This is a genomic window from Cobetia sp. Ld8 (genome assembly GCF_045066615.1).
Taxonomy (GTDB): Bacteria; Pseudomonadota; Gammaproteobacteria; order Pseudomonadales; family Halomonadaceae; genus Cobetia; species Cobetia amphilecti.
This window is the reverse complement of record NZ_JBISHF010000006.1, coordinates 78468-103670: the sequence shown is the minus strand read 5'-3', so window position 1 is coordinate 103670 and position 25203 is coordinate 78468. Positions and strand designations below refer to the sequence as shown.

Genomic DNA, 25203 nt, shown 5'->3' with positions numbered 1-25203 from the left:
TGCTCCAGCATCAGTGTCAGGAGCAGTTTCCCGCAGTACCGGAAGAGCGCCCGGATGTGCGTTCGGTAGACAGTTTTTCCTTACAAGGATGCGCCATGAGCGAACATCAACCCGCCCCTGATCAGCACGCCAGTGATGCACTGCCTGGCACGCGCCTCAAGCTGGAGCGCGAGCATCAGGGGTTGTCGCGTGATGAGGTGGCGACACAGCTCAACCTGCGCCCCAGCCTGGTCGATGACCTGGAACGCGACCACTACGACCAGATTCCCATCGCCGCGTATCGCCGCGGCTATCTGCGTGCCTATGCCCGCCTGCTGGGCATGGACGAGAAGGCGATCGTCGGGCAGTACAATGCCCAGTTCGGCACCACCGAAGCCGAGCGCTACACCCCCAGTTCCACGCCGTCGGTGCGCCCACCGGGCAAGATGGGCAAGTACCTGTTCCGCCTCGTCAGCCTGCTGGTCATCGCCGGTCTGATCGGTCTCAGCTACGTGTGGTGGCAGAGTGGCGACTATGGCCGCACCTCGCCGGCGGAAACCTCCGCCCTCGAAGGTGGCAGCGATGCGGACAACGCCGCCCCGGTCGTGAACGCCGATGGCTCCATCGAGCTTTCGCTGTCGCAGTCCTCTGCCAGCGAAGCGGCGCCGTCCTCCACTGCTACCGCCACCGGTGATGCGTCTGCCATCGAGGCAGCAACCTCGCCCGAGGCGACAGCGCAGAGTGCTGACGCGCTCGATACAGGCGCGACCGCGGCCGCGCCGGGCGCTGCAGAGGCTGGCACGTCAGCGTCTGGCGCTGCCACGGATAGCGCCGCTGCCACTGACGTGAGTGCTGTCGCCGATGCCAGTGCCGACACCACACAAGAGAGCGCAGCAGAAGAAGCTGCGCCGGCGGCAGACCCGCGCAAGCTCGAATTGACGTTCAACATCAATTCCTGGACCGACATTCGTGATGCCGATGGCAAGCGCCTGCTGCGCGGCAACAACGAGGCCGGCACCAGCACGACGCTGGAAGGCAAGCCGCCCTTCACGCTGACCATCGGCAATGCCTCTGGCGTCGAATTGCGTTACATGAATGAAGCGGTCGACCTCACGCGCGTCACGCGCGGCAGTGTCGCCAAACTTACCCTCGGTGAATGATCCGGAATCCCATGCATAGTCACTCCCCCATCAAGCGCCGCGTCTCGCGCAAGATTCATGTCGGCAATGTGGCCGTCGGCGGCGATGCACCGATTTCCGTGCAGAGCATGACCAACACCGACACCAACGATGTCGCCGCCACCGTCGCGCAGATCAAGCGCCTCGAGGATGCCGGTGCCGATATCGTGCGTGTCAGCGTGCCGGACATGGATGCCGCCGAAGCCTTCGGTCGCATCAAGCAGCAGAGCAACATTCCGCTGGTCGCCGACATCCACTTCGATTACAAGATCGCCCTGCGTGTGGCGGAACTTGGCGTCGACTGCCTGCGCATCAACCCGGGCAACATCGGTCGTGAAGACCGCGTGCGTGCCGTGGTCAGCGCCGCCCGCGACAACGGCATCCCGATACGCATCGGCGTCAACGCAGGCTCGCTGGAAAAGGACCTGCAGAAGAAATACGGCGAACCGACGCCGGCGGCGCTGGTCGAATCTGCCATGCGTCACATCGACCATCTGGATCGCCTCGATTTCCAGGACTTCAAGGTCAGCGTCAAGGCCAGCGACGTGTTCATGGCCGTCGCCGCCTATCGTGACCTGGCAGCGCGCATCGAACAGCCGCTGCACCTGGGCATCACCGAAGCGGGCGGCCTGCGCTCGGGCACCGTCAAGTCTTCCATCGGCCTGGGCATGCTGCTGATGGATGGCATCGGTGACACCATCCGCGTGTCGCTGGCAGCGGACCCGGTCGAGGAGATCAAGGTCGGCTTCGACATGCTCAAGAGCCTCAAGCTGCGCGCCAAGGGCATCAACTTCATTGCCTGTCCCAGCTGCTCGCGTCAGAATTTCGACGTCATCAAGACCATGAATGAGCTGGAGACTCGTCTTGAAGACGTGATGACGCCGCTGAACGTCTCGGTCATCGGCTGTGTCGTCAATGGCCCCGGCGAAGCCAAGGAGACCGATGTCGGTCTGACCGGCGGCAGCCCCGCCAACCTGGTCTACCTGGACGGCAAGCCGGCCAGCAAGTTGACCAATGACACCCTGGTTGACGATCTTGAGCGACTCATCCGTGACAAGGTCGCGGAAAAAGAGGCCCGTGAGGCCGACACTATCATCCGCCAGAGCTGAGCTTGTCTCGGCTGGCTTGCGCGTCATGATTGACGCGCCTTCGTCTCCCCACCCGCCTGCATGACGTCATGCGAGCGCCGTGGGGAGACGCGCAAGGATTCAGGAGAGAACGTTGAGTACCAAGATCCAGGCCATTCGTGGCATGAACGACCTGCTGCCGGACCAGTCACCGGTATGGCAATACTTCGAGCACCAGGTGGAAGCGCTGATGGGCCAGTACGGCTATCGCGAGATCCGCACCCCCATCGTCGAGCAGACCGCGCTGTTCAAGCGCTCCATCGGCGAAGTCACCGACATCGTCGAGAAGGAGATGTACACCTTCGACGACCGTAACGGCGACAGCCTGACCCTGCGTCCGGAAGGCACCGCCAGCTGCGTGCGCATGGCGATGGAGAATGGCCTGGTCCACAACCAGATCCAACGTCTGTGGTACACCGGCCCGATGTTCCGCCACGAGCGCCCGCAGAAGGGCCGTTATCGTCAGTTCCATCAGGTGGGCGTCGAAGCCTACGGCATGGAAGGTCCTGACATCGATGCCGAGATGATCCTGATCTCCGCGCGTCTGTGGCGCCAGCTGGGCCTGCTGGAGCACGTCACGCTCGAGCTCAACTCGCTGGGTAGCCTCGAGGCGCGTGCCGCCTATCGTGACCTGCTGGTCGAATACTTCGAACAGCACCTGGATGTCCTCGACGAAGACTCCAAGCGTCGTCTGCACAGCAACCCGCTGCGCATCCTCGACACCAAGAACCCGGACATGGCCGCCGTCGTCGACGCCGCGCCGCGCCTGGGGGATCATCTGGATGAAGAGTCCCGCGTGCACTTCGAGGGCCTCAAGGCACGTCTCGACGCCGCCGGCATCGAGTACGTCATCAACCCGCGCCTGGTGCGTGGCCTCGATTACTACTCGCGCAGTGTGTTCGAATGGACCACCACCGCGCTGGGCAGCCAGGGCACCGTTTGTGCCGGCGGCCGCTACGACAGCCTGTTCGAACAGCTGGGCGGCAAGCCGGTACCGGCGGTCGGCTTCGCGATGGGCGTCGAGCGCCTCATCCTGTTGCTCGAGACGCTGGAACTGGTACCGCAGGACGTCCGCGAGACCGTCGATGTCTATCTGATGTCGATGGGCGAGCAGGCCGAAGGCGAAGCCATGCGTCTGGCCGAAGAGCTGCGTACCGCCCTGCCCAATCTGCGTCTGGTGCTGCATTGCGGTGGCGGCAGCTTCAAGAGCCAGATGAAGAAGGCCGACAAGAGCGGTGCTCGCATCGCGCTGATTCTCGGTGAGAATGAAGTCATCGAAGGCACGGTGGCGCTCAAGTTCCTGCGCGAGGAACGCGACCAGGAAACGCTGAACCAGCGTGCGCTGGGCGAACGTCTCGACAGCGTCTTCGGCGCCTGAGACTGCCAATGAATATCGGGTGGAGAGCCAGCTCTCCGCCTCACGAATGCAAGTGCCGGCATGCCGGCCAGGTCAAGGAGACCGCCCGTGGCGGAAGAGCTCAGAAGCGAAGAAGAACAGCTTGAAGCCATCAAGCGTTGGTGGAGCGAGAACGGCAAGTCACTGATTGCCGGTGTCGTACTGGCCGGCGCCGGTGTCTTTGCCTTCAAGGCCTGGCAGAACTACGACGCCAGCCAGTCCGAAGCGGCCTCCGTGCGTTACCAGCAACTGATCAGCCTCGTCAGCCAGCCCAAGCTGGAAGACGCCGGCGTCAAGCAGGCGCGTACGCTGATCGGCGAACTGGAAAGCGAGCACGGCGACAGCCTCTACACCCAGATGGCGCACCTGCTGGATGCCAGCATGTCGGTCAAGGCCAACGATCTCGATGCAGCCGCCACGGCGCTGCAGAGCGTGATCGACAACAGCGATGACAGCTACCTGCAGGGGCTGGCCAGCCTGCGTCTGGCGCGCATCAATGTCGAGCGCGGCGACAACGACGCGGCACTCGCCCTGCTCAAGAGCCCCCCGGCGCCGCTGGCAGCGCAGGCGGCTGCGGTGCGTGGCGATGCCCTGGCCGCACAGGACAAGCGTGATGAGGCCATCGCCGCCTATCAGCAGGCCAGCACCCTGTCGCAGGAAAGTGGTCAGCCGGTCTACGGTCTCGACCTGAAACTCGCCGATCTGGCTGCGGAGTCTTCTTCATGAGCGTCACTCGTCGTCTGAGCGTACCGGCCTCGCTGCTGGCCGTGAGTCTGCTGGCCGGTTGTGCCAGCAGTGCCCAACCGGAATATGCGCCCAAGGAGCTGGTCGATTTCGATCGCCAGGTCGCGCTGGATTCCGTCTGGAGCGAATCGGTCGGCAATGGCCTGGGCCGTGCCCACTATCCGCTGTCACCGATCTTCGCCAACGACAAGCTGTTCGTCGGTGCCGAAGGCGGTGAGCTGGAAGCCCTCGCTGCCGACAGTGGCGACGACATCTGGCAGACACGGTTGCCGGCTGGCATCACCAGCGCACTGAATGCCGATGCCTCCCGCCTCTACGTCGGTACGCGCGATGGCAAGGTCAGTGCCGTCAGCCAGGAAGATGGCAGCATCGAATGGAGCACGCGTGTCTCCAGTGAAGTGCTGGCCGCGCCGCAGTACAACGACGAGCTGGTCGTGGTGCAGAGCGTCGATGGCACCGTGACCGCGCTTGATCGCTTCACCGGCGAAGAGCAGTGGGCCTACTCGGCCACGATTCCGGCCCTGACGCTGCGTGGCACCGGCGCGCCGCGGGTCATCCAGCCGGTCACCTTCGCGGGCTTCGCCAACGGCAAGCTGGTCACGCTCGACAACCGCTCAGGTCAGGAACTGTGGGACCTGCGCGTCGCCGTGCCGGCCGGGCGTACCGAGGTGGACCAGCTGGTCGATCTCGATGGCCAGCCGGTGCTGACGCAGGATGGCCGCCTGTTCGTCACCAGCTACAACGGTCGTCTGATCGCGCTGGACGCCCGCAACGGCGAGCCGCTGTGGGACAAGCCGTCCTCCAGCTATCTGACGCCCATCGTGGTCGGCGATTACCTGTTCAGCATCGACAATGCCAGCCATGTGCTGGCAATGGATGCCAACACGGGCAACGTGCTGTGGAAGTCCGAAGACCTGGAAGGCCGCTGGCTGACCTCTCCGGCCTTCGTCGATGGCAAGCTGGTGGTCGGTGACTACGAAGGCTATGTGCACCTGATCGACGCCCAGAGCGGCGAGATGGCCGGCCGCTATGACGTGGGGGGCGATGGCATCAGCATCACCCCGCTGACCGAAGGCAAGCGCATCTACGTCTACACCAACGATGGCGAGCTGACGGCGCTGGACCTCGAAGCCCCGTAAGCCACTGATCGAGCGCGCATGTCAGCCTGCCTCGCAATCTGACATGCGCCTCGTTCAGCCCTCGTTCAGCCCTCATCAAGACAACGGCAGCCATCTGGCTGCCGTTGTCTTGATGCGCCATTGGTAGCAACTCCCTGTCAATGCTAGAATGCTGCCCCCGCTGATCAGGCCTGCCGCACGACGCAGCCATTGATTCAGCCACGAGATCTTTCCGCCGACAGTGCTAACCCCCTGTCGGCGGACCATACTGGATGCATGCGACGCCTGCGTCGTCATCCAGTGCCCCAAGTCCGATATCATCGCTATCGCCCTGCCTGCACAAGGTGCTTTCCAGCCATCATGGTTCGAAGCAGACCGTACGGGGCCGGCATCGATGCTATCCCTGCGAATGCTGTGAGATTCCATGAACCCCGTGATCGCCCTGGTCGGCCGCCCGAATGTCGGCAAGTCGACGCTATTCAATCGCCTCACCAAGACCCGTGATGCTCTGGTCGCCGATTTCCCCGGCCTGACCCGTGACCGCAAGTACGGCACCGGCAAGGTTGGCGGCAAGCCCTACACTGTCATCGACACCGGCGGCATCAGCGGTGACGAGGAAGGCATCGACCTGATGATGGCCGGCCAGTCACTGGCCGCCATCGACGAAGCCGACATCGTGCTGTTCATGGTCGATGCGCGCGCCGGTCTGAACATGGCGGATGAGGCCATCGCCAACCACCTGCGCGTCAACCAGAAGAAGACCTGGCTGGTGGTCAACAAGACCGACGGCATGGACGAGGAGATCGGCAAGTCCGACTTCTGGACCCTGGGTCTGGGTGACCCGCGCGCCATCGCCGCCGAGCACGGCCGCAACGTCACCACGCTGCTGGAAGAGGTGCTCTCGCCCTACCCCGAAGTCGAGGAAGACGAAGACGAGGACCTGCACCCGGAGCTGGATGATCGCGGCGTGCGCATCGGCATCATCGGTCGCCCGAACGTCGGCAAGTCGACGCTGGTCAATCGCCTGCTGGGCGAGGAGCGCGTGGTCGTCTATGACCAGGCCGGCACCACCACCGACGCCGTGGAGATTCCCTTCGAACGTCGTGGCAAGCCTTACCTGCTGGTCGATACCGCCGGGATCCGTCGTCGCAAGAACGTGCGCGAAGTGGTGGAGAAGTTCTCCATCATCAAGACGCTGGAAGCGATCAAGAAGTGCAACGTCGCCGTGATGGTGCTCGATGCCCGCCAGGGACTGGTCGAGCAGGACCTGCACCTGCTGGACTTCGTGCTGACCAGCGGCCGCGCGCTGGTGCTGGTGGTCAACAAGTGGGATGGCCTGGAAAGCGAAGCCAAGGAGAAGATGCGCTCCGAGATCAAGCGTCGTCTGGGCTTTGCCGACTACGCTGACCTGCACTTCATCTCCGCGCTGCACGGCACTGCGGTGGGTGACCTCTACCCATCCATCGACCGCGCCTTCGAAAGCGCCGTGGCCCGCTGGTCGACCAAGCGTCTGACCACTCTGCTGCAGGATGCCACCCAGGCGCACCAGCCGCCGATGGTCAACGGCCGTCGTATCAAGCTGCGCATGGCTCACCAGGGTGGCGCCAATCCGCCGCTGATCGTGGTGCACGGCAACCAGACCAACCGTCTGCCGGAAGCCTACAAGCGCTACCTGACCAACACCTTCCGCAAGGTGCTCAAGGTCAAGGGCACGCCGATGCGCTTCGAGTTCCGCTCCGGCGACAACCCCTTCGATGGCGCTCAGGGTACTGACGACCGCGAGCGCGCGAAAGAGCGTTCACTGGCGCGCACCAAGGAAGCTCGCAAGGAACGCAAGCAGCGCCGTTGATGGCGTGAGCTGCGCCCGTGCGTGATGGCACGCCAGCGGATCTGATCCGCTGGCGTGCCCCATGAAAAAGCCGCCCCTGCAGATGACTGCAGGGGCGGCTTTTTCATGTCGCGAGCACTGACGCTTCAAGCACCTCAAGCGCCGCAATCATCTCAAGGGCGTCAAGCACCGGGCTCACGCCTCCAGCGTCTTCTGTCCCGCCCAAAGATTTGCGAACTGCCAGGCGGCACGCCCGCTGCGCACCCCGCGCTGGGTGGCGTAGCGTAGCGCCTCGCCACGCGCGGCCTCATCGAAGCTGCCCGCGCCGAGACGCCATTCCACCCAGTGCTGACAGGTCTCCAGATAGGCATCCTGATTGAAGGGATGGAAGGCCAGCCACAGGCCGAAGCGGTCCGACAGCGAGATCTTCTCCTCCACCGCATCGCCGTGATGCAGCTCGCCATCGACGATGTGGGTGGCCTGGTTGTCGCTCATGTGCTCCGGCAGCAGATGACGACGGTTGGAGGTGGCGTACAGCAGCACGTTTTCCGGCGGCCCCGTCAGGGTGCCATCCAGCACGCTCTTGAGCGCCTTGTAGGCGTCATCGCTGCCCTCGAAGGACAGGTCATCGCAATAGACGATGAAGCGATGCGGCTGCTGGGCCAGCTCGGCGACCAGCGCCGGCAGTGCCGGCAGGTCGTGACGATCGATCTGGATCAGACGCAGCCCCTCGCGGCCCAGGGTATTGAGCAGTGCGCGGACCAGCGATGACTTGCCGGTGCCACGGGCGCCCCACAGCAGCGCGTGGTTGGCCGGCTTGCCCGCGAGGAAGGCACGGGTATTGGCCAGCAGCTCACGCTTCTGGCGTGCGATGCCGAGCAGGTCCTCGAGTGTCAGGGCATCACGCGGCGCGATCGGCGTCAGGCGCCCTCCCAGGGGATGGCGGGTCCACAAGGCGGCGACATCGCGTGTCCAGTCCACTTCGACAGCCGTCGGCGGCAGCATCGGTTCGAGTCGGTCCAGCAGATGAGAGAGGCGGCGTTCAAACTCTGGCGACATGGTGATTCCCTGTCAGATACATGGGGTCCGGGCCGTGGCAGGCCCATCAGATCACGCCCAGTATCTCATGCCCGGCGGGGCCGTCTGGCCTGACGATGCTGTGATCTCAGCAACGTATCATTTCGCTGACTGCACCACTGCGCCTATCCGGTTATGCTGTCTGCACGTTTCTTGCACGTTCAGTGTCGCCCTGCCGTGCGCTCGAAGGTTGTCACGTCATCTAGCCAGGAGGCCCCAATGCCAGGATTGCTCGATCTCTCATCTCCCCGTGCCCTGCGTCGTCTGCTCCCGCTGGCGGCGCTTGCGGCGTCCGTCACCCTGAGTGCCTGTGCCAGCTCTCCGCTGGGCCGCAGCCAGCTGACCCTCTACTCGGACCAGGAACTGGAGAAGATGGGGGAAGCCAGCTTCAGCAAGTACCAGCAGGAGCTGCCGGTGGTGGAAGGGCGTCAGGATGCCTATGTCAGCTGCGTGGCGGATGCGGTGACCGCCAAGGTGCCCGCCAGCTATGGCATCAGCGGCTGGCAGGTCAAGGTATTCGAGGATGAGTCCGCCAATGCCTTCGCACTGCCGGGCGGCTACATCGGCGTCAACACCGGGCTGCTGGAGGTCGCCGAGAATCAGGACCAGCTGGCCACGGTCATCGGCCACGAAATCGCCCACGTGCTGGCGCGCCACGCCAACGAGCGCGTCTCGACACAATCGCTGACCTCCGCCGGGCTGTCACTGACCCAGGCACTGGCCGGCCTCGAAGGTACCGGTGGCGATCAGCTCATGGGCCTGCTGGGCATGGGCGCGGAATATGGCGTGCTCAAGCCGTTCTCGCGCTCCCACGAGTCCGAAGCTGACCTGCTGGGGCTGGACCTGATGGCCGAAGCCGGCTTCGACCCGCGCGCCAGCATCAAGCTGTGGGCCAACATGAACGCTGCCGGTGGCGCGCAACCTCCGGTGTGGATGTCGACGCACCCGAGTGATGAGCAGCGCATGGCGGCCCTCAACGAGCGCCTCGAGACCGCTCTACCGACCTATCAGCAGGCCCGCGCCGCCGGCGAGAAGCCCAACTGCGATCGACTGCGCTGACCCCGCCTGTGCGGCGTGGCTTAACCAGTCTCAGGTAACACACGCTCGCGCGGCCTCTGGAGAACCTGGGGCTGCGCGGGTGTGTGGCGACCTCCATCCAGCTACCCGCCTCTTCCTTGTTTGCTAACCCCCGCCCCTCCCCGTCTCTTCTTGGTTGGCTCACCCTGGCTGGCTCACGCTACCAGCTTTCTGATCTCTCAACCTGACAGCTCGAATGTAAAAATAAACTGACAAATGTGTCGATATCCGCGAATCATGTAACCGTGTTGCTAGTCTGGGATCACCTGCTCGCCTGCGCACTGCTCATGCAGACACTTCATGCACAGCGGCGCGAGCGTATTCCCGATATTCGCTTGAGGATGCCTCACATGACTCGACACGCACTCATCATTGACGACGATCCGGATTTTCGTGAACTCATCAGTGGGCTGCTTTCCGCGCATGGTTTCGACTGCACGCAAAGCGAAGGGCTGCAGGACATCGCCTGCAATCCCGCCTGTCTGGAGACGGACCTCATCCTGGTGGACTACGAACTGGGCGACTTCACCGGCGATGATGTGCTCGGCTATCTGCGCGAACGCAATGTCGAGGCGGGCATCATCCTGATGAGTGCCTGTCACAGCGATGACATGCAGTCGATGGTCACGAAGGGCAGACGCAGCGGCCTGGAAATGCTGGGCCAGCTCAGCAAACCCTTCGATCTCACTCACCTGGCCTCTCTGTTGGCGGACCTGGACAAACAACGCAACCCGCTGACACTCGATGAACTGGATGACGCCCTGACCGAGCGACAGCTCCACCTCGTCTATCAACCCAAGGTAGACCTCTCCAGCGGCCAGCTCAGCGGCGCGGAAGCTCTCGTTCGCTGGCAGCACCCCCTGCGCGGCATGGTCATGCCCAATCAGTTCATTGCCCTGGCAGAACGCAGCAACCGTATCGAAGCGCTCACCTGGCAGGTCATCGATCATGGCTTCCGTCAACAGGGTCAATGGCAGTCCCAGGGCCTTCACCTTGATCTCGCGCTCAACCTGTCACCGCAACTGCTGCGCACCCGCGACATGCTGAAGAAACTGGATGCATTGGCCAATCAACATCGTATCGACCCGCACTCCATTACGCTGGAACTCACGGAAAGCTGCGGAATTGACTGCCTCACCTATGCCCGCCACCTGCTGAATGCCATCCGCGAGCGTGGCTATCGTCTGGCACTCGATGACTTCGGCACCGGCTTCTCTTCGATGATGCAGCTCTACAACCTGCCATTCGATGAATTGAAGATCGACCAATGCTTCGTCGGACGCAGTGACAGCCACCCGGAAGCTCGCGCCATCACACGCACCATCGTCGAACTGGGTCAGCGCTTGAATCTCGCCGTGGTCGGGGAAGGCATCGAGACCGCGGAACAACGTGATTACCTTTGCGATACCCGCTGCAATATCGGGCAAGGATATCTATTTGCTCGCCCCATGCCCGTCACCGACTTCGATGCCTGGAGCCGCTGCCCGCCCAGTGCTGTCAATGCACTGAGCAAACGCTAGATGGCGCTTCGCTCCAGCATATAGCGCCGTCATGAGGCTGTGATAGAAAAAATGACAGGCAAATAATGGGTAAACGGGAGGAAGTAACAACAAATGAAGGGGCCAGGAAATGCCACCTGGTCCTGTAACAGACCCATCCCGACATGACGATAGACCACTCTGCCAGATAGCAAAGCAGCCACAGTCAAATCAGTACCAGGAAACTGCACAACAACCACTACATCAGCTGATATCACAAGAATAAGAGCCGCTCAGGATGATATGAGCGGCTCTTATTCTGTGAACGTCTCTGACAACACGATCAACACCCAATACGACAGCGCCTATGCTCAGGACAAGAGATATCCCTGTTCAATCAGGACATCACGTGTCGGGAGACGCAATGTCTGCAATGTGGCTACCTGATCGTGAGCACGGCTCATATCCTCTGACTTCGCGGCCTCTTCCAAACTCTTGGCAACATCGGCAATTCCGCTACACCCAAGCGATGCAGAAGCACCTTTCAACGAGTGTGCTTCTCGCTTGAGCTCCTCGAGATCCGCTTGATCAAGCAGCGTCGACATGACATCGATACGTGCTTCAAGCCGTGCCAGGTAATTGCTCAACAGCCCCGAATAAGCATCTCCACTGAGAGTGCCCAGCAATTCCTGACAGGTCGAGCGTTGCAGCAATTGAGCAACATCATTGACCATCTCAGCATCATCGCGGGCAAGGCGCACGACTGGTGCACCTATCATGTCACCAAATGCTTGAGTCTCAGGTAGCACTGTCTGCTGCTCTTCAATCGCCGTATGAATGGGGGTTACCGCTTGCTCTTCCTCTACAGAGGGCATGACACGAGGTGCAGCGCCAGCCTCCTCGATCTCACCTGAAGGGTCAGGCGTCAGATATTGCTGCAGTACTCGGTGCAGGTCATCGCGGGTGAACGGCTTGTGCAACACATCATCCATGCCCGCTTCGATACAACGCCGTGCGTCTTCCTGCATCACGTTGGCCGTCATCGCAATGATCGGCAGACGGTCGACGCCCGACAGTTCGGCCTCCCGCTGCCGCCAGCGTCGAGTCGTCTCGACGCCATCCAGCACCGGCATCTGCATGTCCATGAACACGAGATCAATGTCGTTCTCGGCCTGCGCTAGCCACTCCAGCGCCTGCTCACCGTCCTCCACCACCGTGACTCGCTGATCAAGATACTCGAGCATGGCCCGAGCCAGTGACTGATTGACCTCGTTGTCTTCCACCACCAGTACACTTGCGCTGGGCAAGAGCGCGTCACCCACCGCCTGCTGTGGACAGGCCTCGGCGTCCGTCAGCACCGACAACGGCACGCAGCACCAGAATCGGCTGCCAAGCCCGAGATGACTCTCCACGCCGATCTCCCCACCCATCGCCTCCACCAGTCGCTTGCAGATGGCCAGCCCAAGACCGGTACCTTCATGACGACGCGCCATGGAAGTATCCACTTGAGTGAAAGGCGCGAACAATTGACTCACCTGGTCAGAGGCGATTCCGCAGCCACTGTCGTGAACTTCAAAATACACTGCCCCGTCCTCTCCCAGCGAAGAGCTCAACCGGATAGTCCCTTGCGGACAGAACTTGAAGGCATTATTGAGCAGATTGGTCAGCACCTGACGCAGGCGATTGACGTCACCCTCGACCCAGGCGGGCAGATCCTCAGCACGCTCCTCCAGAAAGATACGAGCCTGCCCCTTGCCATCACTCTCGCATTGACGGCTGTAATGGCTGACAAGGGAATCGAGAAACTCAGGGAGTGAGAAGCAACGCTGATCCAGCTCCAGCTTGCCAGCCTCAATCTTGGAATAATCCAGCACATCATTGATGACGGCCTGCAGACTCTCGGCACTCTGGCGCAGCATCTTGAGATATTTCTGGCCCAGCGGTGTCGCGACCTCTTCGCCGAGCAGGTCCGACACACCGACCATGCCATTGAGCGGAGTGCGGATCTCATGGCTCATGATCGCCATGAACTCGGACTTGGCACGACTGGCCGCCTGCGCCAGCTGAACCATGCCATCGAGCTCTCGAGTTCGCTCTTCGAGCTTTCTCGCCTTCGAGGCCTTGCCGCGGGTTTCGGCGACCAAAGCGCCAACCAGGACAGTACCACTGAGAGTCATCAGCAGAACCAGCAACAGAGCCAGAGCATACAACTCCAGAAGCTCCGCACGTTCCTTCGTCCGCTGAATGGCGGCTTCCGCATTCACATCAAGCAGCAGCCTACCTGTCTGCTCTTGAAGCGAGACAAGATGCGCGAACAGTTGCGCGTACAGTGCGCCTTCGCGTACATGCCGGCTAGCCAACTCCATGATGCCGTTATCCAGCGCTTCAAGCCTGGGCAGTGTCGCCATCAGCTGAGGATGCAACTCAGACATTCCTGCCAGCATTCGACCCAGCTCGCCACTTTGCAGTAGCTGCACGCGACTGAACAGGATATCCAGGTGCAATAGCAACTCGCTGTCATCCATCAAGGCGGGCGGCGTCGGGGTCTTCTGCTCCTCGGCCAGCACCATGCGCAGTTCACGCACTTCCCTGTCGTACTGATAGACCGCCCAGATCAGATTCTCACGCAGCTTATGCTCAAGCGCCTGCTGGCGTTGGTATACCAACACGCCAGTCACCAAAGCCGAGACGAAGAACAACGTCGCAGCAATGGCAATGGCAGTTCTGAAATGCAGGGAACGAAGTGGGTTCATGCACGGGCATCCTGCCAGAGCTCATGAAGTTGAGCGGTAATAGCGGGTTCAGCGTTCAATTTCGATGCGCTTCACCTGCCAGACAGAGCGAGTCATGATCTCTTCGTTGAGAAGATCCGGCTGCTCACTGAAAGGATAGATGACGAAGATAGGACCATTGTCACGAACACGAAGGCGCTTGCCATCAGCTTCCATGGCCAATATCACCGGATAATCGAAATAGTCCTGCACAGGCGCATTGGCTGCGTAGTCGTTGAGCGCCACGAGACGCATCGTGCCACTGTCGACTCCCACCGCTTCCATCAAGGAAGAACCGAGCGGACCACTGAAGCTCACTTCACCATCATGCCAGGGGGTCGTCGTCGTGGTCTCCCGTTGCGTGAGGGCTGCCAGCATGGCGCGATCGAAATGCGCCTCACCACCCGCATTGGTATGGGTGATATCACCCGTCACGCGCAACACCACTGGCCCCTGTGGTGCCTCCAGCGCCAGCGCGAAGGGTGAGGACAACATCGCCATCAACAGTAACCACAATCGTGCACGACACAGCGACATGGGAATGATGCGAGAAAGAGAAAGGCTAGGCATGTCGGAGACTCCATTTGGTCACGGATACCCGTTGGTCACAGCCAATGACGATGGCAATGACAGACGGAAAGCAGCAGATGGAATCGAGTATAAGCCGACACATTTCTGCCAACCGTGAACCATTGTGACGTGGTATCACGCAAGGGAGGCGTAGACTGCTTGCGATACCCACACAGGGAGGCAGCGACATGCAAATCGGCATTCTGGAAGATGACCATGATCAACGTGATTATCTGACACTGTGTCTCGAGGCTCAGGGGCATGAGCTGGCGGGTTTCGAGCGCGCAAGCCAACTTCTTCGCGCGCTGAGGGAGCGCAGCTTCGATCTGCTTATCATCGACTGGCAGCTGCCGGACGCCTGCGGCATGGAGCTGACACGTACGCTGCGCGACGAGCACGGTTGGCAGGGGTTGATCCTGTTCATCACCGCGAGTCAGGGCGAGGAAGATGTCGTGCATGCATTGCAGCACGGTGCCGATGACTTCCTGGGTAAACCCATCAATCCCAAGGAGCTGTCAGCCCGTGTTTCAGCGCTGGGGCGACGCCTGGCCAACAACAAGGCCAGCAACGAATCGCAGGGGGCGGAAGAGCTTCCCGGCCAATATCGAATCGAACAGGACGAACACACCATCTGGTGCGGCGATCACCCCGTCAATCTGACACAGCGCGAGTACCGGCTTGCCGTGCTGCTGTTGCGTCACGTGGGGGAACTGTTCTCACGGGCCTATCTGCTGGAAATGGTATGGGGGATCAATGGGGACATCTCCACCCGCACCGTCGACACTCATATCAGTCGCCTGCGCCGCAAGCTGGAACTCGACGGTAGTCGCGGCCTGCGATTGAAGAGCGTGTATCAGCATGGCTATCGCCTGGAAACCTGTACGCCTTCGACACTATCTGCCGCTAGTGCCTGAAGAGCGCGCTCAGCCTCTCGCGTTACCGCCCCATCCTGCGCAACGCAAAGCGCCGCAACGCAAAGCGCCGGCACTTCATTCAGCGAAGTGCCGGCGCTTTCATCACTGATACCCCAAGTGCAGCAACAGCCTGAATTATCGTCAGGAGTCTGTCAGCAGCTCGCGCAGCATGCCCGCCACGGGCCCCGTCTCCGGGCGCTTGTGACGCCACAGGAAGTAGGACTCGGCCGCCTGCTCCACCAGCATGCCGAGACCATCCTCGACCCGCGCACCGCGCTCGCTGGCCCAGCGCATGAAGACGGTCGGCTCGGCGGCATACATCATGTCGTAGGCGAGCGCCTGCGGAGAGAACAGCGAATCCGGCAATGGCGGCAGCTCGCCGCCCAGCGATGCGCTGGTGCCATTGATGACCAGATCGAACTGACCCTCGATGGCCGCATAGCTGCCACCGGACAGCAGGCAGCCTTGCCCCGCCAGGTCGGCGAAGTCCTCGGCCAGCGCGCTGGCCTTGGCGGCGGTGCGATTGGCGATCACCAAGGCCGCCGGCTGCTTGGCCAGCAGAGGTTCCAGCACACCACGCACGGCACCACCCGCGCCGAGAATCAGGATGCGCGCGCCCGTAAGCGGCGCCTCGAGACGCTCGAGATCACGGGTCAGGCCGACACCATCGGTGGTATCGCCGTACAGCTGACCGGTCTTGCCGAGCATCAGCGTATTGACGGCGCCGGCGCGACGGGCACGCGGGCTCAGTACATCGACCAGCCGGAAGGCCTGCTCCTTGAAGGGCATGGTGACATTCGCCCCCTGGCCACCTTCGGCGACGAACTCGGCCCAACCGGCCGCGAAGTCATCGACCGGCGCCAGTCGCGCCTCGTAGCTCAGCGAGTCCTTGAGCTGCTCAGCGAAGGAGCGATGAATCAACGGGGATTTCGAGTGGGCAATCGGGTTGCCGAATACAGCGTAACGGGACATCAGGACTCCGGGACAATCACAGAAAAGCGTCAGGTCAATGCGGCGATCAGGCCTCTTCGCCCAGCCAGTCGCGGGCATGCAGGAAGTCACGATACAGCACCGCTTCGGCACTGCCTTCCTCAGGCTCGTAGCCGTATTCCCAGTGCACCACCGGCGGCATCGACATCAGGATCGACTCGGTACGTCCGCCGCTCTGCAGGCCAAACAGCGTGCCACGGTCCCAGACCAGATTGAACTCCACGTAGCGCCCGCGACGATAGAGCTGGAAGTTGCGTTCACGCTCGCCATAGGCCGTGTCGCGGCGACGCTCGACGATGGGCAGATAGGCTTCAAGGAAGCTATCGCCGACGGATTGCTGGAAGGCGAAGCAGCGCTCGAAGCCCCACTCGTTGAGATCATCGAAGAACAGGCCACCCACGCCCCGCGTCTCGTCGCGGTGCTTGAGGTAGAAGTACTCGTCACACCAGGCCTTGTAGCGCGGATAGACATCACTGCCGAAGGCGATGCAGGCATCGTAGGCCGTCTGGTGCCAGTGACGCGCGTCTTCTTCATGCGGGTAGAACGGCGTCAGATCGTAGCCGCCCCCGAACCACCATACCGGCGCCTCGCCCTCCTTCTCGGCGATGAAGAAGCGCACATTGCCATGGCTGGTCGGCACGTGCGGGTTGTGCGGATGCAGCACCCAGCTGACCCCGACGGCGTGGAAGCTGCGACCGGCCAGCTCCGGACGTACCGCCGTCGCGGAAGCCGGCAATTCATGCCCGAAGACATGCGAGAAGTTGACGCCACCCTTCTCGAACACGCCGCCGTTCTCGATGACCCGTGAGCGACCACCGCCACCCTCGGCACGCTCCCAGCTGTCTTCACGGAAACTTGCCTGGCCATCGCAGGCTTGCAACGCCTCGCACAGGCGGTCTTGCAGATCGAGCAGGTAGACCTTGACGTCTTCGAGATTGGCGTGGGCCACGATGCCTCCGGTAGAACGGGAATGAATGATGACGGGGCGACACCCGTCGTTGGCCGCTGCTGGCGGTGAACTGCCAGCTTACCGCGACACGCTGCGCTCGGCAGGTCGGAAAATGCGCCACCTGGGCGCCTGGATGACGCGGCACTGATCTGGATCAACTCGAGGGGCGATCCTGCTGCTCAGGCGCGCAGTACCTTGCCGGTCGCGAGATCACGAATGGTGCTGGGACGCGGGTTGCCGCCGAGCGGCCCCTCGAGGATCACGTCATTGACCAGCGCCGCGCCGAAGGCGTCACGCACCTCGTCTGCGGTCATGGCAGGCGATTCGCCTGCACGGTTAGCCGAGGTCGACACCAGCGGTCCGCCGAAGGCGGCGCACAATGCCTGGACCAGCGGATGATCGGTCACGCGCACGGCCAGGCTGACGTGTTCACCGCGCAGCAAGGGGTGCGCACGGCCATTGTCAGGCACCAGCCAGGTATAGGGTCCCGGCCAGCTGGCCAGCAGCTGCTCACGCTGCTCGACGGTGACTCCCGCCAACCAGGGTTCCAGCTGGGCGATATCACCGGCGATCAGGATCAAGCCCTTGGCGGCGTCGCGGGACTTGAGCTTGATCAGCCGTGCCAGGGCCTCACCATCGTCGGGATCACACCCCAGCCCCCAGACGGCCTCGGTGGGATAGGCAACGATGCCCCCATTGCGAAGACAGGCAGCGGCGCCGTCGAGGGCACGCTGATCCAGCGAAACATCACTGACATTCATGATCTGCTCGAACTCCTAGCTGCGGCAACACAATGGCGGCGATTCTAGCACGCTCACCGGCGCGAGACCGACGCTGCACATCGACGCAACACGGCGTCGCGTCGGGGTGGCATAGGCGCACCGCCCGGTTCACGGCATGATGAACGGGGCCATCACCCTCAGGGTATTGCGAAACTGACGCAAAGGCCTGTTTCAAAAGACTATCGAGGTCATTTGAACGCTTTGCTGGACAGTCTCCAGCGCCGGGCCTGATGGCATTTCACCCTCATTTTTACAGACAAGGATGTGATCCATGCGTCGCGCTTTCTCACTGACCACCTCAGCCGCTCTACTGCTGGCATTGGCAGGCTGTGCCAGCTCTGGCACCCAGACGCCGACCGCGCCGGCGCCACGCCCTGCCCCGCTGCAGGATGCCGCGGCGCAGGCGCCCTTGAGCGACCAGGCGATGCTGGCGACCCTGTGGATACAGCGCAGCGCGGAGTTTCATGCCCTGTCACTGCAAGCATTCAACGTGGCCCACGACCGCCTGAATCTGGCGCTGGCGCGTCGCCACGCGCAGGACAAGCCGCTGGCGGTGGTCGTCGACGTCGATGACACCGTGCTCGACACCACCAGCTACGGCGGCTGGGCACTGCGTGAAGGTCGTACCTATGACAGCCAGAGCTGGGCTGATTGGGTGGATGATGCTGTCTCCACTGCTTCACCGGGCGCCGTGGACTTCCTCAACTACGCTCACGCCAGCGGCGTCGATGTGTACTACATCACCAACCGCAAGGCGGCCGGCAAGCAGGCCACCATCGCCAATCTTGCCGCGCTGGGCTTCCCGCAGGCCGATGCCGAGCACGTGATGCCGCGCACCGACAGCTCCGACAAGACCGCGCGCCGCGCGCGGGTCACGCAGGAGCATGACATCGCGCTGCTGATGGGCGATAACCTCGGCGATTTCGATCAGGCCTTCCAGCAGTCCACCACCCGCGCACGCAATGCCGAGGTCGCCCGCCAGGCGGATCAGTTCGGCCGTCGCTTCGTGCTGTTGCCCAACCCGACCTACGGCGAGTGGGAAGGCGTGCTCTACGATGGCAACTGGAGTGCCAGTGAGCGCGAGAAGCGCGCCATGCGTGATGCGGCGCTCAATGCCTGGCAGCCCGAGAGCGGCAAGGTCAGCCAGGGCAAATGAGTTCAGGTTGCCGGCCTCCCGGATCATCACTGTCAGGTCGGCAACCTTGGATCATCAATGCCAGGCCGGCGACTTTTGCTCAGAACGTCAGAGTCGTTTCCAGCCGCCAGGAGCCTGCATGACTCGCCCCTCGAGCTCCAGTTCCAGCAACTGCATGCTCAGCTCGCTGACCGAGGTGCCACTCAGCTCGACCAGCTTGTCCAGCGCCAGCGGCACGGCCCCCAGAAAGCACAATGGCGCCGCCTCCTGACTGACAGGCGGTGTGGCAGCGCGTGATACTGTCGGCGCCAAGGACGGCAAGGGCAGTGATGTCGTGGGTGTCGCGAAGGTGGCGGAGGTTGTCGCTTGCCGAGCCGAAGTGGCGGAGCGAGAGGCCGCAGAGGTGGCAGCGGGCTGCCTGGATGATGCCACCCGGGGCTGCGTTGACGGCTGCTCGGTCAAGTGAGCTGGCAACAGGTGCTCGAGCTCCGCCAGCATGTCATCGACGTCGCGTACCAGCGTCGCCCCCTGACGGATCAACTCCAGACAACCGCTGGCGGTGATGTCATCGATGCGTCCCGGCAGCGCGAACACCTCGCGATTCTGCTCCATCGCCAACCGGGCACTGACCAGCGAGCCACTGCGCAGCGTGGCTTCGACCACCAGCACGCCAAGTGACAGGCCGGTGATCAGCCGATTGCGGCGCGGAAAATGACGCGCATGCGCGCCGGTGCCAGGCGGATGCTCCGAGAGCAGCAGACCGCCGCCCTCCAGCAGCCGCTGGCGAAGATGATGATGCTGAGCGGGATAGACAACATCGACCCCACAGCCGAGCACCGCCAGCGTCGAGGGGTTGGCCGCATAGTCGTGCGCGCCGAGACGCGCTGACGCCGCCAGGGCCCCCTGATGCGCCGCGGCATCGACTCCCAGCGCCAGCCCACTGGCGACACTCCAGCCACGTGAGACCAGCTCAGCCGCGAAGTCATGTGCATGCCGCAGGCCTGCCTGACTTGCCTTGCGTGCGCCGACGATGGCCAGCATGGGCAACTCAAGCAGCGACTGCCGCCCCAGCGCCCAGAGCGTCAACGGCGGGTCCGGCAGGGTATCGAGCATGGCTGGCCACTCGGGGTCCGCGGGGGTGAGCAGATGATAGCCCTGTGCCGGCGCATGCCAGGCAAGGTCTGCCATCACCTGCTCATGGAGTGGCGAGGATTCGGGACGCTCGCACCACAGGCGCAGCGGTGCCGCGAGGCGTGGCGGCAATACCGCCAGCCAGCCCTGCGGCCAGTCGGCCCGCTCACGCAGCTTGGCCGCGGTATGCGTGCCAAAGCCCGGCAGGCGCGCCAGAAAGACGAAATCCGCCCGCGAGGGGCCGCGTTGTTCGACATCGATCGACACGCCACACCTCCCGAGCGGATTATTGACTCACCCTGGTTGTTCACTTCAGCACGACGAGTCGTTTCACCACGCCGATGCTTGCGGATGACAGGGGCTTTCGATCAGCCGTGGGGCTCCAGCAGCTTGTCACCGACGCTCAATGGGCGGCCGGCCTGCATCACCAGCGCGTAGCTGACCTTGTCGTAGATACGAAATACCATCACCAGGCCACCTTCCTCACCGGGCAGGGTGATCGGCTCGCCGGTGACGGGGTCGGTGATCGTCTCGCCGCGGCGCTCGATACCGAAGACGTACCCCGGCTGGATGCCTTCACGACTGCCGCGATTGAGCGCCACGATGTCATTGCGACCGATGTTGCGCAGCCCATCGGGGGCCGCGAGGATGACACCACCCACATCTTCTTCGGGCGGCTGCGGCTGGAAGCTGGTGGTGATCGCACCACCGTCCGCCGGCAGCAGCAGATCGCCATTGAGAATCTCGCGATTGGCCGACAGCACGCGCAGCACGCCGATATCGCCTTCGCGGCGCTCAAGCTTGATGTCGCCGATGCTGATCATCTCCAGCCCCAGAAACTCCTGGGTATCCGGGTCCAGATAGCGCTGCCCCTTGCGGTAGACGCTGTAGGTGTCGTTGGAGGACCAGTTGCCACGGGCGTAGATGGTATCGCCGGCCCCGCTGATCAGGCGGGTGTCATCCCCGGCCACGATATAGGGCGCATCGGTGAGCAGCGCCGGGTCAATCACGCGATGCTCTTTCAAGAAGGCCGAGATCTTCTCCAGCGGAATCGGCGGCACCGCCTCGCGCTTGGGAATCTTGCGGATCTGGGGAGACAGCTTCACGACCCCGCCCTGGCCGCGCTCCAGGCGCAGACGTGGCTCGCCATTCTCGTAGTAGAGCGAGATGCGATCGCCCGGATAGATCAGGTGCGGATTCTTGATCTGCGGATTGGCGCGCCAGACTTCCGGCCACAGCCAGGGTTCACGCAGAAAGCGCCCGGAGATGTCCCAGAGCGTATCGCCACGCACCACCACGTAGGTGGAAGGTACGTCATCACGCACGGTTGCTGCCTGTGCCAGCGACATCCCTGCGCTTGCCCCCAGCGTCGCCATGCCGAGGAGTGCCGTAAAGACGGCATTGCCGACCAGTCGTTTCATGCCCATTCCTGCGTCCCTTGCGTTATTGCCACCCATCGCTCGGTGGTGATGGTCTTGTTCTGAACTCCGCACCGCGCAGACCCGCTCTGCCCCGCGCCTGGTGGCTGCTGACCCCTGTCCATCGCCATGTCAGATCAATCCTGACTATTGCCGCGATAGTAGCAGCATTGACGGCATTCGGTTCCGTTCCTCGCTTGCGCACACTACAATATCAGGCAAATCCTTTCTGACAGCACAACGGTAATTACACCAGCCATGGCCAAACGCGAAATCCTTGAATTCCCTGATGAGCGTCTGCGCAACGTTGCCGCCCCGATCGACACGATCGACGCCGAGCTGCAGACCCTGATCGACGACATGATCGAGACCATGTATGACGCCCGCGGCATCGGCCTCGCCGCGTCACAGGTCGACGAGCATCGCCGTCTCATCGTCATCGACGTCAGCGAAGATCAGTCCCAGCCGCTGGTGCTGATCAACCCGGAATACACCCCGATCGGTGATGAACAGCAACCGATGCAGGAAGGCTGCCTGTCGATTCCTGAATATTATGCCGAAGTCCCGCGCTATCTGAAGGTACGACTCAAGGCTCAGGACCGCAACGGCGATGCCTACGAACTGGAAGCCGATGGCCTGCTGGCACATTGCATCCAGCACGAGCACGACCACCTGCAAGGCAAGCTGTTCGTCGACTACCTCTCCCCGCTCAAGCGTGATCGGGTGATGAAGAAGATGCAGAAGCGTCACAAGCTGCAAGAAGCCTGATCCCTCACGCTCGGCCACACGGCCGATATTGAGCGCATGGCGGCACCGCACGAAGGCCGAGGGCAACCCCTCGGCCTTCGTGCGGTTACTGGTCCATCAGCCGCGTCTGTCGCGCTGGCCGTCCTGCCGCAACCGTCAGCACCTTGAGCACGGCCGCCTCCGTGCTCCTACATGAGTCATAGCACATGTCGAAAGCCCTGCGCATCGCCTTTGCCGGCACCCCCGATTTCGCCGCCGAGTGTCTGTCCGCCCTGCTGGGCAGTCGCCACGAGATCATCAGTGTCCACACCCAGCCTGATCGCCCCTCCGGGCGTGGTCGCAAGCTGACCCCGGGCCCCGTCAAGCAGCTGGCGCTCCAGCACGATATCCCCGTCCATCAGCCGCTCAACTTCAAGGACGAGGCCGATCGTCAGATTCTGCGCGACCTCGAGGCCGACATCATGGTGGTGGTGGCCTACGGGCTGATCCTGCCGCAGGCGGTGCTCGATATTCCGCGTCTGGGCTGCCTGAACATCCACGCCTCTCTGCTGCCGCGCTGGCGCGGTGCCGCGCCGATCCAGCGTGCCATCGAAGCCGGTGACAGCGAATCCGGCGTCACCATCATGCAGATGGATGCCGGCCTGGATACCGGTGACATGCTGCTGATCCGCCGCACCCCGATCACCGCCAGCACCACCGGTGGCGAGCTGCACGATGCGCTGGCGGCCCAGGGTGGCGAGGCCATCGTCACGGCTCTCGACGCCATCGCCGCCAGCGAACTGCCCGCAACCCGCCAGCCGGAAGACGGCGTGACCTACGCCGCCAAGCTCTCCAAGGCCGAGGCCGAACTCGACTTCACCCGCCCTGCCGCCGAGCTGGACGCGCGCATTCGCGCCTTCAATCCGTGGCCGGTGGCCTGGACACGCCTTGAAGGCGAGCCGCTGCGCCTGTGGATGTCCCGCACCGGTGAGCAACGCCTCACCGACAGCGTGACGCCCGGCACCCTGCTGGCACCCGGCAAGGATTGCCTGCGCATCGCCTGCGGCGATGGCCATGAGGTGCTCGAGATCACTCGCGCCCAGCTGCCCGGCGCCAAGCCGCTGTCCGTCAAGGACCTGCTCAATTCCCGTGCTGCGCGCTTCCCCGAGGGCCTCGTCCTCGGCGCAGATCACGCCCCTGATACCGATTCCCAGACCGAGACTTCCGCATGAGCCAGTCAGACAACCCGTCCTCCAAGGGCAACGGCAAGAAGCGCAACTCCCTGCCGCCGGCCCGCAGCAAGGGCGGCGCTCACAAGCATGGCGGTGCCCGTCGCAAGCCTGACAATGCACCGGCCTCGCCGGGCGCTGCGGTGCGTGTCGCGGCAGCGCGCACGCTGGCCCCGGTGCTGGCCGCGCGCACCTCGCTGAACCTGGACAGCCTGCCGTCCGGCGTCGCCGGGCGTGACCAGGGCCTCTACAAGGCACTGTGCTTCGGCGTCTGCCGTCAGCTGCCGCGTCTGGATGCCTTGGCGGGCAAGCTGCTGAAGTCGTCCTTCAAGTCGCAGGATCAGGACATCCACGCCCTGCTGCTGCTCGGCCTCTATCAGCTGCTGTACATGCGCATCGCCCCGCACGCCGCCGTCGGTGAGACCGCTGGCGCTGCCCGTGGCCTGGGCAAGGGCTGGGCCACCGGCGTGCTCAACGCCTGCCTGCGTCGCTTCCAGCGTGAGCAGGAAGCGCTGGAAGCCGAGGTCGACAAGGACCCCGCCGTCGCCCTGTCCCACCCCCAGTGGTTGCTGGATACCTTCCAGCGCAACTGGCCGGACGACTGGCAGGCCATTGCCGAGGCCAACAACGCCCAGGCGCCGATGACGCTGCGCGTCAATGTCGCAGCCATCAGCCGCGACGACTACCTCGCCCAGCTGGCGGAAGCCGAGATCGAAGGCGTGGCCTGCCCGTTCGCCGAGCACGGCATCACCCTGACCAGCGCCTGCGATGTCAGCGCCCTGCCGGGCTTCGAGGAAGGTCTGGTCAGCGTGCAGGATGAAGCGGCACAGCTGGCCGGTCAGCTGCTGGCCCCGGCCGTGACGGCCATCAACGCCGAGGGTGAAGGCGTGCGCCTGCTGGATGCCTGCACCGCGCCGGGCGGCAAGCTGGCGGACATGCTGGAGCGCTTCCCGGGCCTGGACGCCACCGCCATCGACATCGACGGCGAGCGCCTCGAGCGCGTGGAAGAGACGCTGGAGCGTCTCGAGCTTGGTGCCGGTGTCGTATGTGCCGATGCCAGTGAACGCGACTGGTGGGACGGCGAAGCCTTCGACGTCATCCTGCTCGACGCGCCTTGCTCCGGCAGTGGCGTCATCCGCCGCCACCCGGACATCAAGCTGCTGCGTCGCCCGAACGACATCGGCGATCTGGCGCGCCTGCAGGGCAAGCTGCTGGCCAATCTGTGGGGCATGCTCAAGCCCGGCGGCACCCTGGTCTACGGCACCTGCTCCATCATCACCCAGGAAAACGCCCGCGTGATGGACCGCTTCCTGGCCGCGACGCCGGACGCAAAGGCCGAGACCATCAAGGCCGACTGGGGCCGTGTCTCCGGTGCTGGCCGCCAGATGCTGCCGCAGGTCAATGGTCACGACGGCTTCTACCTGGCCCACATCACCAAGGCCAGCGCCTGATCACAGCCAGGTGAGCCGTGTCGGCGCGACGTCCGTGATGACATGAGACGCCACGCCTGACATTCCCGGACAGCCGCGCCCCGACTCTCGGGGCGCGGCTGTCTTCCGTCCTGGCACTGGTTTATCCTGTGCCGA

General features: G+C 63.2%; 21 protein-coding genes. 13 read left to right on the top strand and 8 right to left on the bottom strand.

Annotated features, from left to right (window positions below; all coding sequences use genetic code 11):
- Nucleotides 1–95: 95 nt before the first annotated feature.
- From ACJJV2_RS02200 to der, 6 genes are all read left to right on the top strand, one after another.
- Nucleotides 96–1139 (top strand): RodZ domain-containing protein, encoded by a 1044-nt coding sequence (locus ACJJV2_RS02200; protein ID WP_405277993.1) that lies wholly within the window; start codon nucleotides 96–98, stop codon nucleotides 1137–1139.
- A gap of 11 nt (nucleotides 1140–1150) precedes the next feature.
- The gene (gene ispG, locus ACJJV2_RS02195; protein ID WP_043333809.1) at nucleotides 1151–2266 is read left to right on the top strand and encodes a flavodoxin-dependent (E)-4-hydroxy-3-methylbut-2-enyl-diphosphate synthase; all 1116 of its coding nucleotides are present in this window, start codon (nucleotides 1151–1153) and stop codon (nucleotides 2264–2266) included.
- 112 nt (nucleotides 2267–2378) lie between these two features.
- A complete protein-coding gene (gene hisS / locus ACJJV2_RS02190; protein WP_084589419.1) occupies nucleotides 2379–3662 on the top strand; it encodes a histidine--tRNA ligase in 1284 nt (427 codons plus the stop codon).
- A gap of 87 nt (nucleotides 3663–3749) precedes the next feature.
- Nucleotides 3750–4406, top strand: a complete 657-nt coding sequence (locus tag ACJJV2_RS02185; protein ID WP_043333808.1) for a tetratricopeptide repeat protein — start codon at nucleotides 3750–3752, stop codon at nucleotides 4404–4406.
- The gene (gene bamB / locus ACJJV2_RS02180; protein ID WP_043333807.1) at nucleotides 4403–5563 is read left to right on the top strand and encodes an outer membrane protein assembly factor BamB; all 1161 of its coding nucleotides are present in this window, start codon (nucleotides 4403–4405) and stop codon (nucleotides 5561–5563) included. The genes ACJJV2_RS02185 and bamB overlap by 4 nt, the downstream gene beginning before the upstream one ends.
- Before the next feature lie 403 nt (nucleotides 5564–5966).
- Nucleotides 5967–7391, top strand: coding sequence for a ribosome biogenesis GTPase Der (gene der / locus ACJJV2_RS02175; protein WP_405277989.1), 1425 nt, complete (start codon nucleotides 5967–5969; stop codon nucleotides 7389–7391).
- Between the two features lie 174 nt (nucleotides 7392–7565).
- Here the strand turns inward: der and ACJJV2_RS02170 are convergent, their stop codons facing one another.
- Nucleotides 7566–8429, bottom strand: coding sequence for an ATP-binding protein (locus ACJJV2_RS02170; RefSeq protein WP_043333805.1), 864 nt, complete (start codon nucleotides 8427–8429; stop codon nucleotides 7566–7568).
- Between the two features lie 237 nt (nucleotides 8430–8666).
- On the opposite strand from ACJJV2_RS02170, the gene ACJJV2_RS02165 reads away from it, so the two are divergent.
- Together ACJJV2_RS02165 and ACJJV2_RS02160 are read left to right on the top strand one after the other, a co-directional pair.
- Nucleotides 8667–9506: a M48 family metallopeptidase gene (locus ACJJV2_RS02165; RefSeq protein WP_172978723.1), complete on the top strand. Its 840-nt coding sequence runs from the start codon at nucleotides 8667–8669 to the stop codon at nucleotides 9504–9506.
- Between the two features lie 368 nt (nucleotides 9507–9874).
- Entirely contained in the window at nucleotides 9875–11044 is a 1170-nt protein-coding gene (locus ACJJV2_RS02160) for an EAL domain-containing protein (RefSeq protein ID WP_405277986.1), read from the top strand.
- Nucleotides 11045–11373: 329 nt separating this feature from the next.
- Here the strand turns inward: ACJJV2_RS02160 and ACJJV2_RS02155 are convergent, their stop codons facing one another.
- A complete protein-coding gene (locus ACJJV2_RS02155; RefSeq protein WP_405277984.1) occupies nucleotides 11374–13755 on the bottom strand; it encodes an ATP-binding protein in 2382 nt (793 codons plus the stop codon).
- A gap of 48 nt (nucleotides 13756–13803) precedes the next feature.
- On the bottom strand, nucleotides 13804–14274 hold the full coding sequence (locus ACJJV2_RS02150) for a hypothetical protein (protein ID WP_405278644.1): 471 nt from the start codon (nucleotides 14272–14274) through the stop codon (nucleotides 13804–13806).
- A 257-nt stretch (nucleotides 14275–14531) separates the two neighbouring features.
- Between ACJJV2_RS02150 and ACJJV2_RS02145 the strand changes: the two genes are divergently transcribed.
- The gene (locus ACJJV2_RS02145) at nucleotides 14532–15257 is read left to right on the top strand and encodes a response regulator transcription factor (RefSeq protein WP_405277982.1); all 726 of its coding nucleotides are present in this window, start codon (nucleotides 14532–14534) and stop codon (nucleotides 15255–15257) included.
- A gap of 141 nt (nucleotides 15258–15398) precedes the next feature.
- On the opposite strand, the gene aroE is transcribed toward ACJJV2_RS02145, so the two are convergent.
- The 3 genes from aroE to ACJJV2_RS02130 all read right to left on the bottom strand — a co-directional run bounded on the left by aroE (nucleotide 15399) and on the right by ACJJV2_RS02130 (nucleotide 17957).
- Nucleotides 15399–16232: a shikimate dehydrogenase gene (aroE, locus tag ACJJV2_RS02140; RefSeq protein WP_405278642.1), complete on the bottom strand. Its 834-nt coding sequence runs from the start codon at nucleotides 16230–16232 to the stop codon at nucleotides 15399–15401.
- Nucleotides 16233–16275: 43 nt separating this feature from the next.
- A complete protein-coding gene (gene hemF, locus ACJJV2_RS02135; RefSeq protein WP_107336010.1) occupies nucleotides 16276–17196 on the bottom strand; it encodes an oxygen-dependent coproporphyrinogen oxidase in 921 nt (306 codons plus the stop codon).
- Nucleotides 17197–17375: 179 nt separating this feature from the next.
- Nucleotides 17376–17957 carry an L-threonylcarbamoyladenylate synthase gene (locus ACJJV2_RS02130; RefSeq protein WP_131432705.1) on the bottom strand — a complete coding sequence of 194 codons (582 nt, stop codon included), beginning with the start codon at nucleotides 17955–17957 and terminating at the stop codon, nucleotides 17376–17378.
- 292 nt (nucleotides 17958–18249) lie between these two features.
- On the opposite strand from ACJJV2_RS02130, the gene ACJJV2_RS02125 reads away from it, so the two are divergent.
- On the top strand, nucleotides 18250–19134 hold the full coding sequence (locus ACJJV2_RS02125; RefSeq protein ID WP_405277979.1) for a 5'-nucleotidase, lipoprotein e(P4) family: 885 nt from the start codon (nucleotides 18250–18252) through the stop codon (nucleotides 19132–19134).
- Between the two features lie 87 nt (nucleotides 19135–19221).
- Here ACJJV2_RS02125 and dprA read toward each other — a convergent pair whose 3' ends face one another.
- On the bottom strand, nucleotides 19222–20511 hold the full coding sequence (gene dprA / locus ACJJV2_RS02120; protein ID WP_405277977.1) for a DNA-processing protein DprA: 1290 nt from the start codon (nucleotides 20509–20511) through the stop codon (nucleotides 19222–19224).
- Nucleotides 20512–20612: 101 nt separating this feature from the next.
- Nucleotides 20613–21665: a LysM peptidoglycan-binding domain-containing protein gene (locus tag ACJJV2_RS02115; RefSeq protein WP_225347273.1), complete on the bottom strand. Its 1053-nt coding sequence runs from the start codon at nucleotides 21663–21665 to the stop codon at nucleotides 20613–20615.
- Between the two features lie 255 nt (nucleotides 21666–21920).
- On the opposite strand from ACJJV2_RS02115, the gene def reads away from it, so the two are divergent.
- The 3 genes from def (at nucleotide 21921) to rsmB (ending at nucleotide 25068) form a co-directional block, all read left to right on the top strand.
- Nucleotides 21921–22430 carry a peptide deformylase gene (gene def / locus ACJJV2_RS02110; RefSeq protein ID WP_043333797.1) on the top strand — a complete coding sequence of 170 codons (510 nt, stop codon included), beginning with the start codon at nucleotides 21921–21923 and terminating at the stop codon, nucleotides 22428–22430.
- Between the two features lie 185 nt (nucleotides 22431–22615).
- Nucleotides 22616–23620, top strand: coding sequence for a methionyl-tRNA formyltransferase (gene fmt / locus ACJJV2_RS02105; RefSeq protein WP_405277974.1), 1005 nt, complete (start codon nucleotides 22616–22618; stop codon nucleotides 23618–23620).
- On the top strand, nucleotides 23617–25068 hold the full coding sequence (gene rsmB, locus ACJJV2_RS02100; RefSeq protein ID WP_107336004.1) for a 16S rRNA (cytosine(967)-C(5))-methyltransferase RsmB: 1452 nt from the start codon (nucleotides 23617–23619) through the stop codon (nucleotides 25066–25068). The genes fmt and rsmB overlap by 4 nt, the downstream gene beginning before the upstream one ends.
- Nucleotides 25069–25203: the final 135 nt, after the last annotated feature.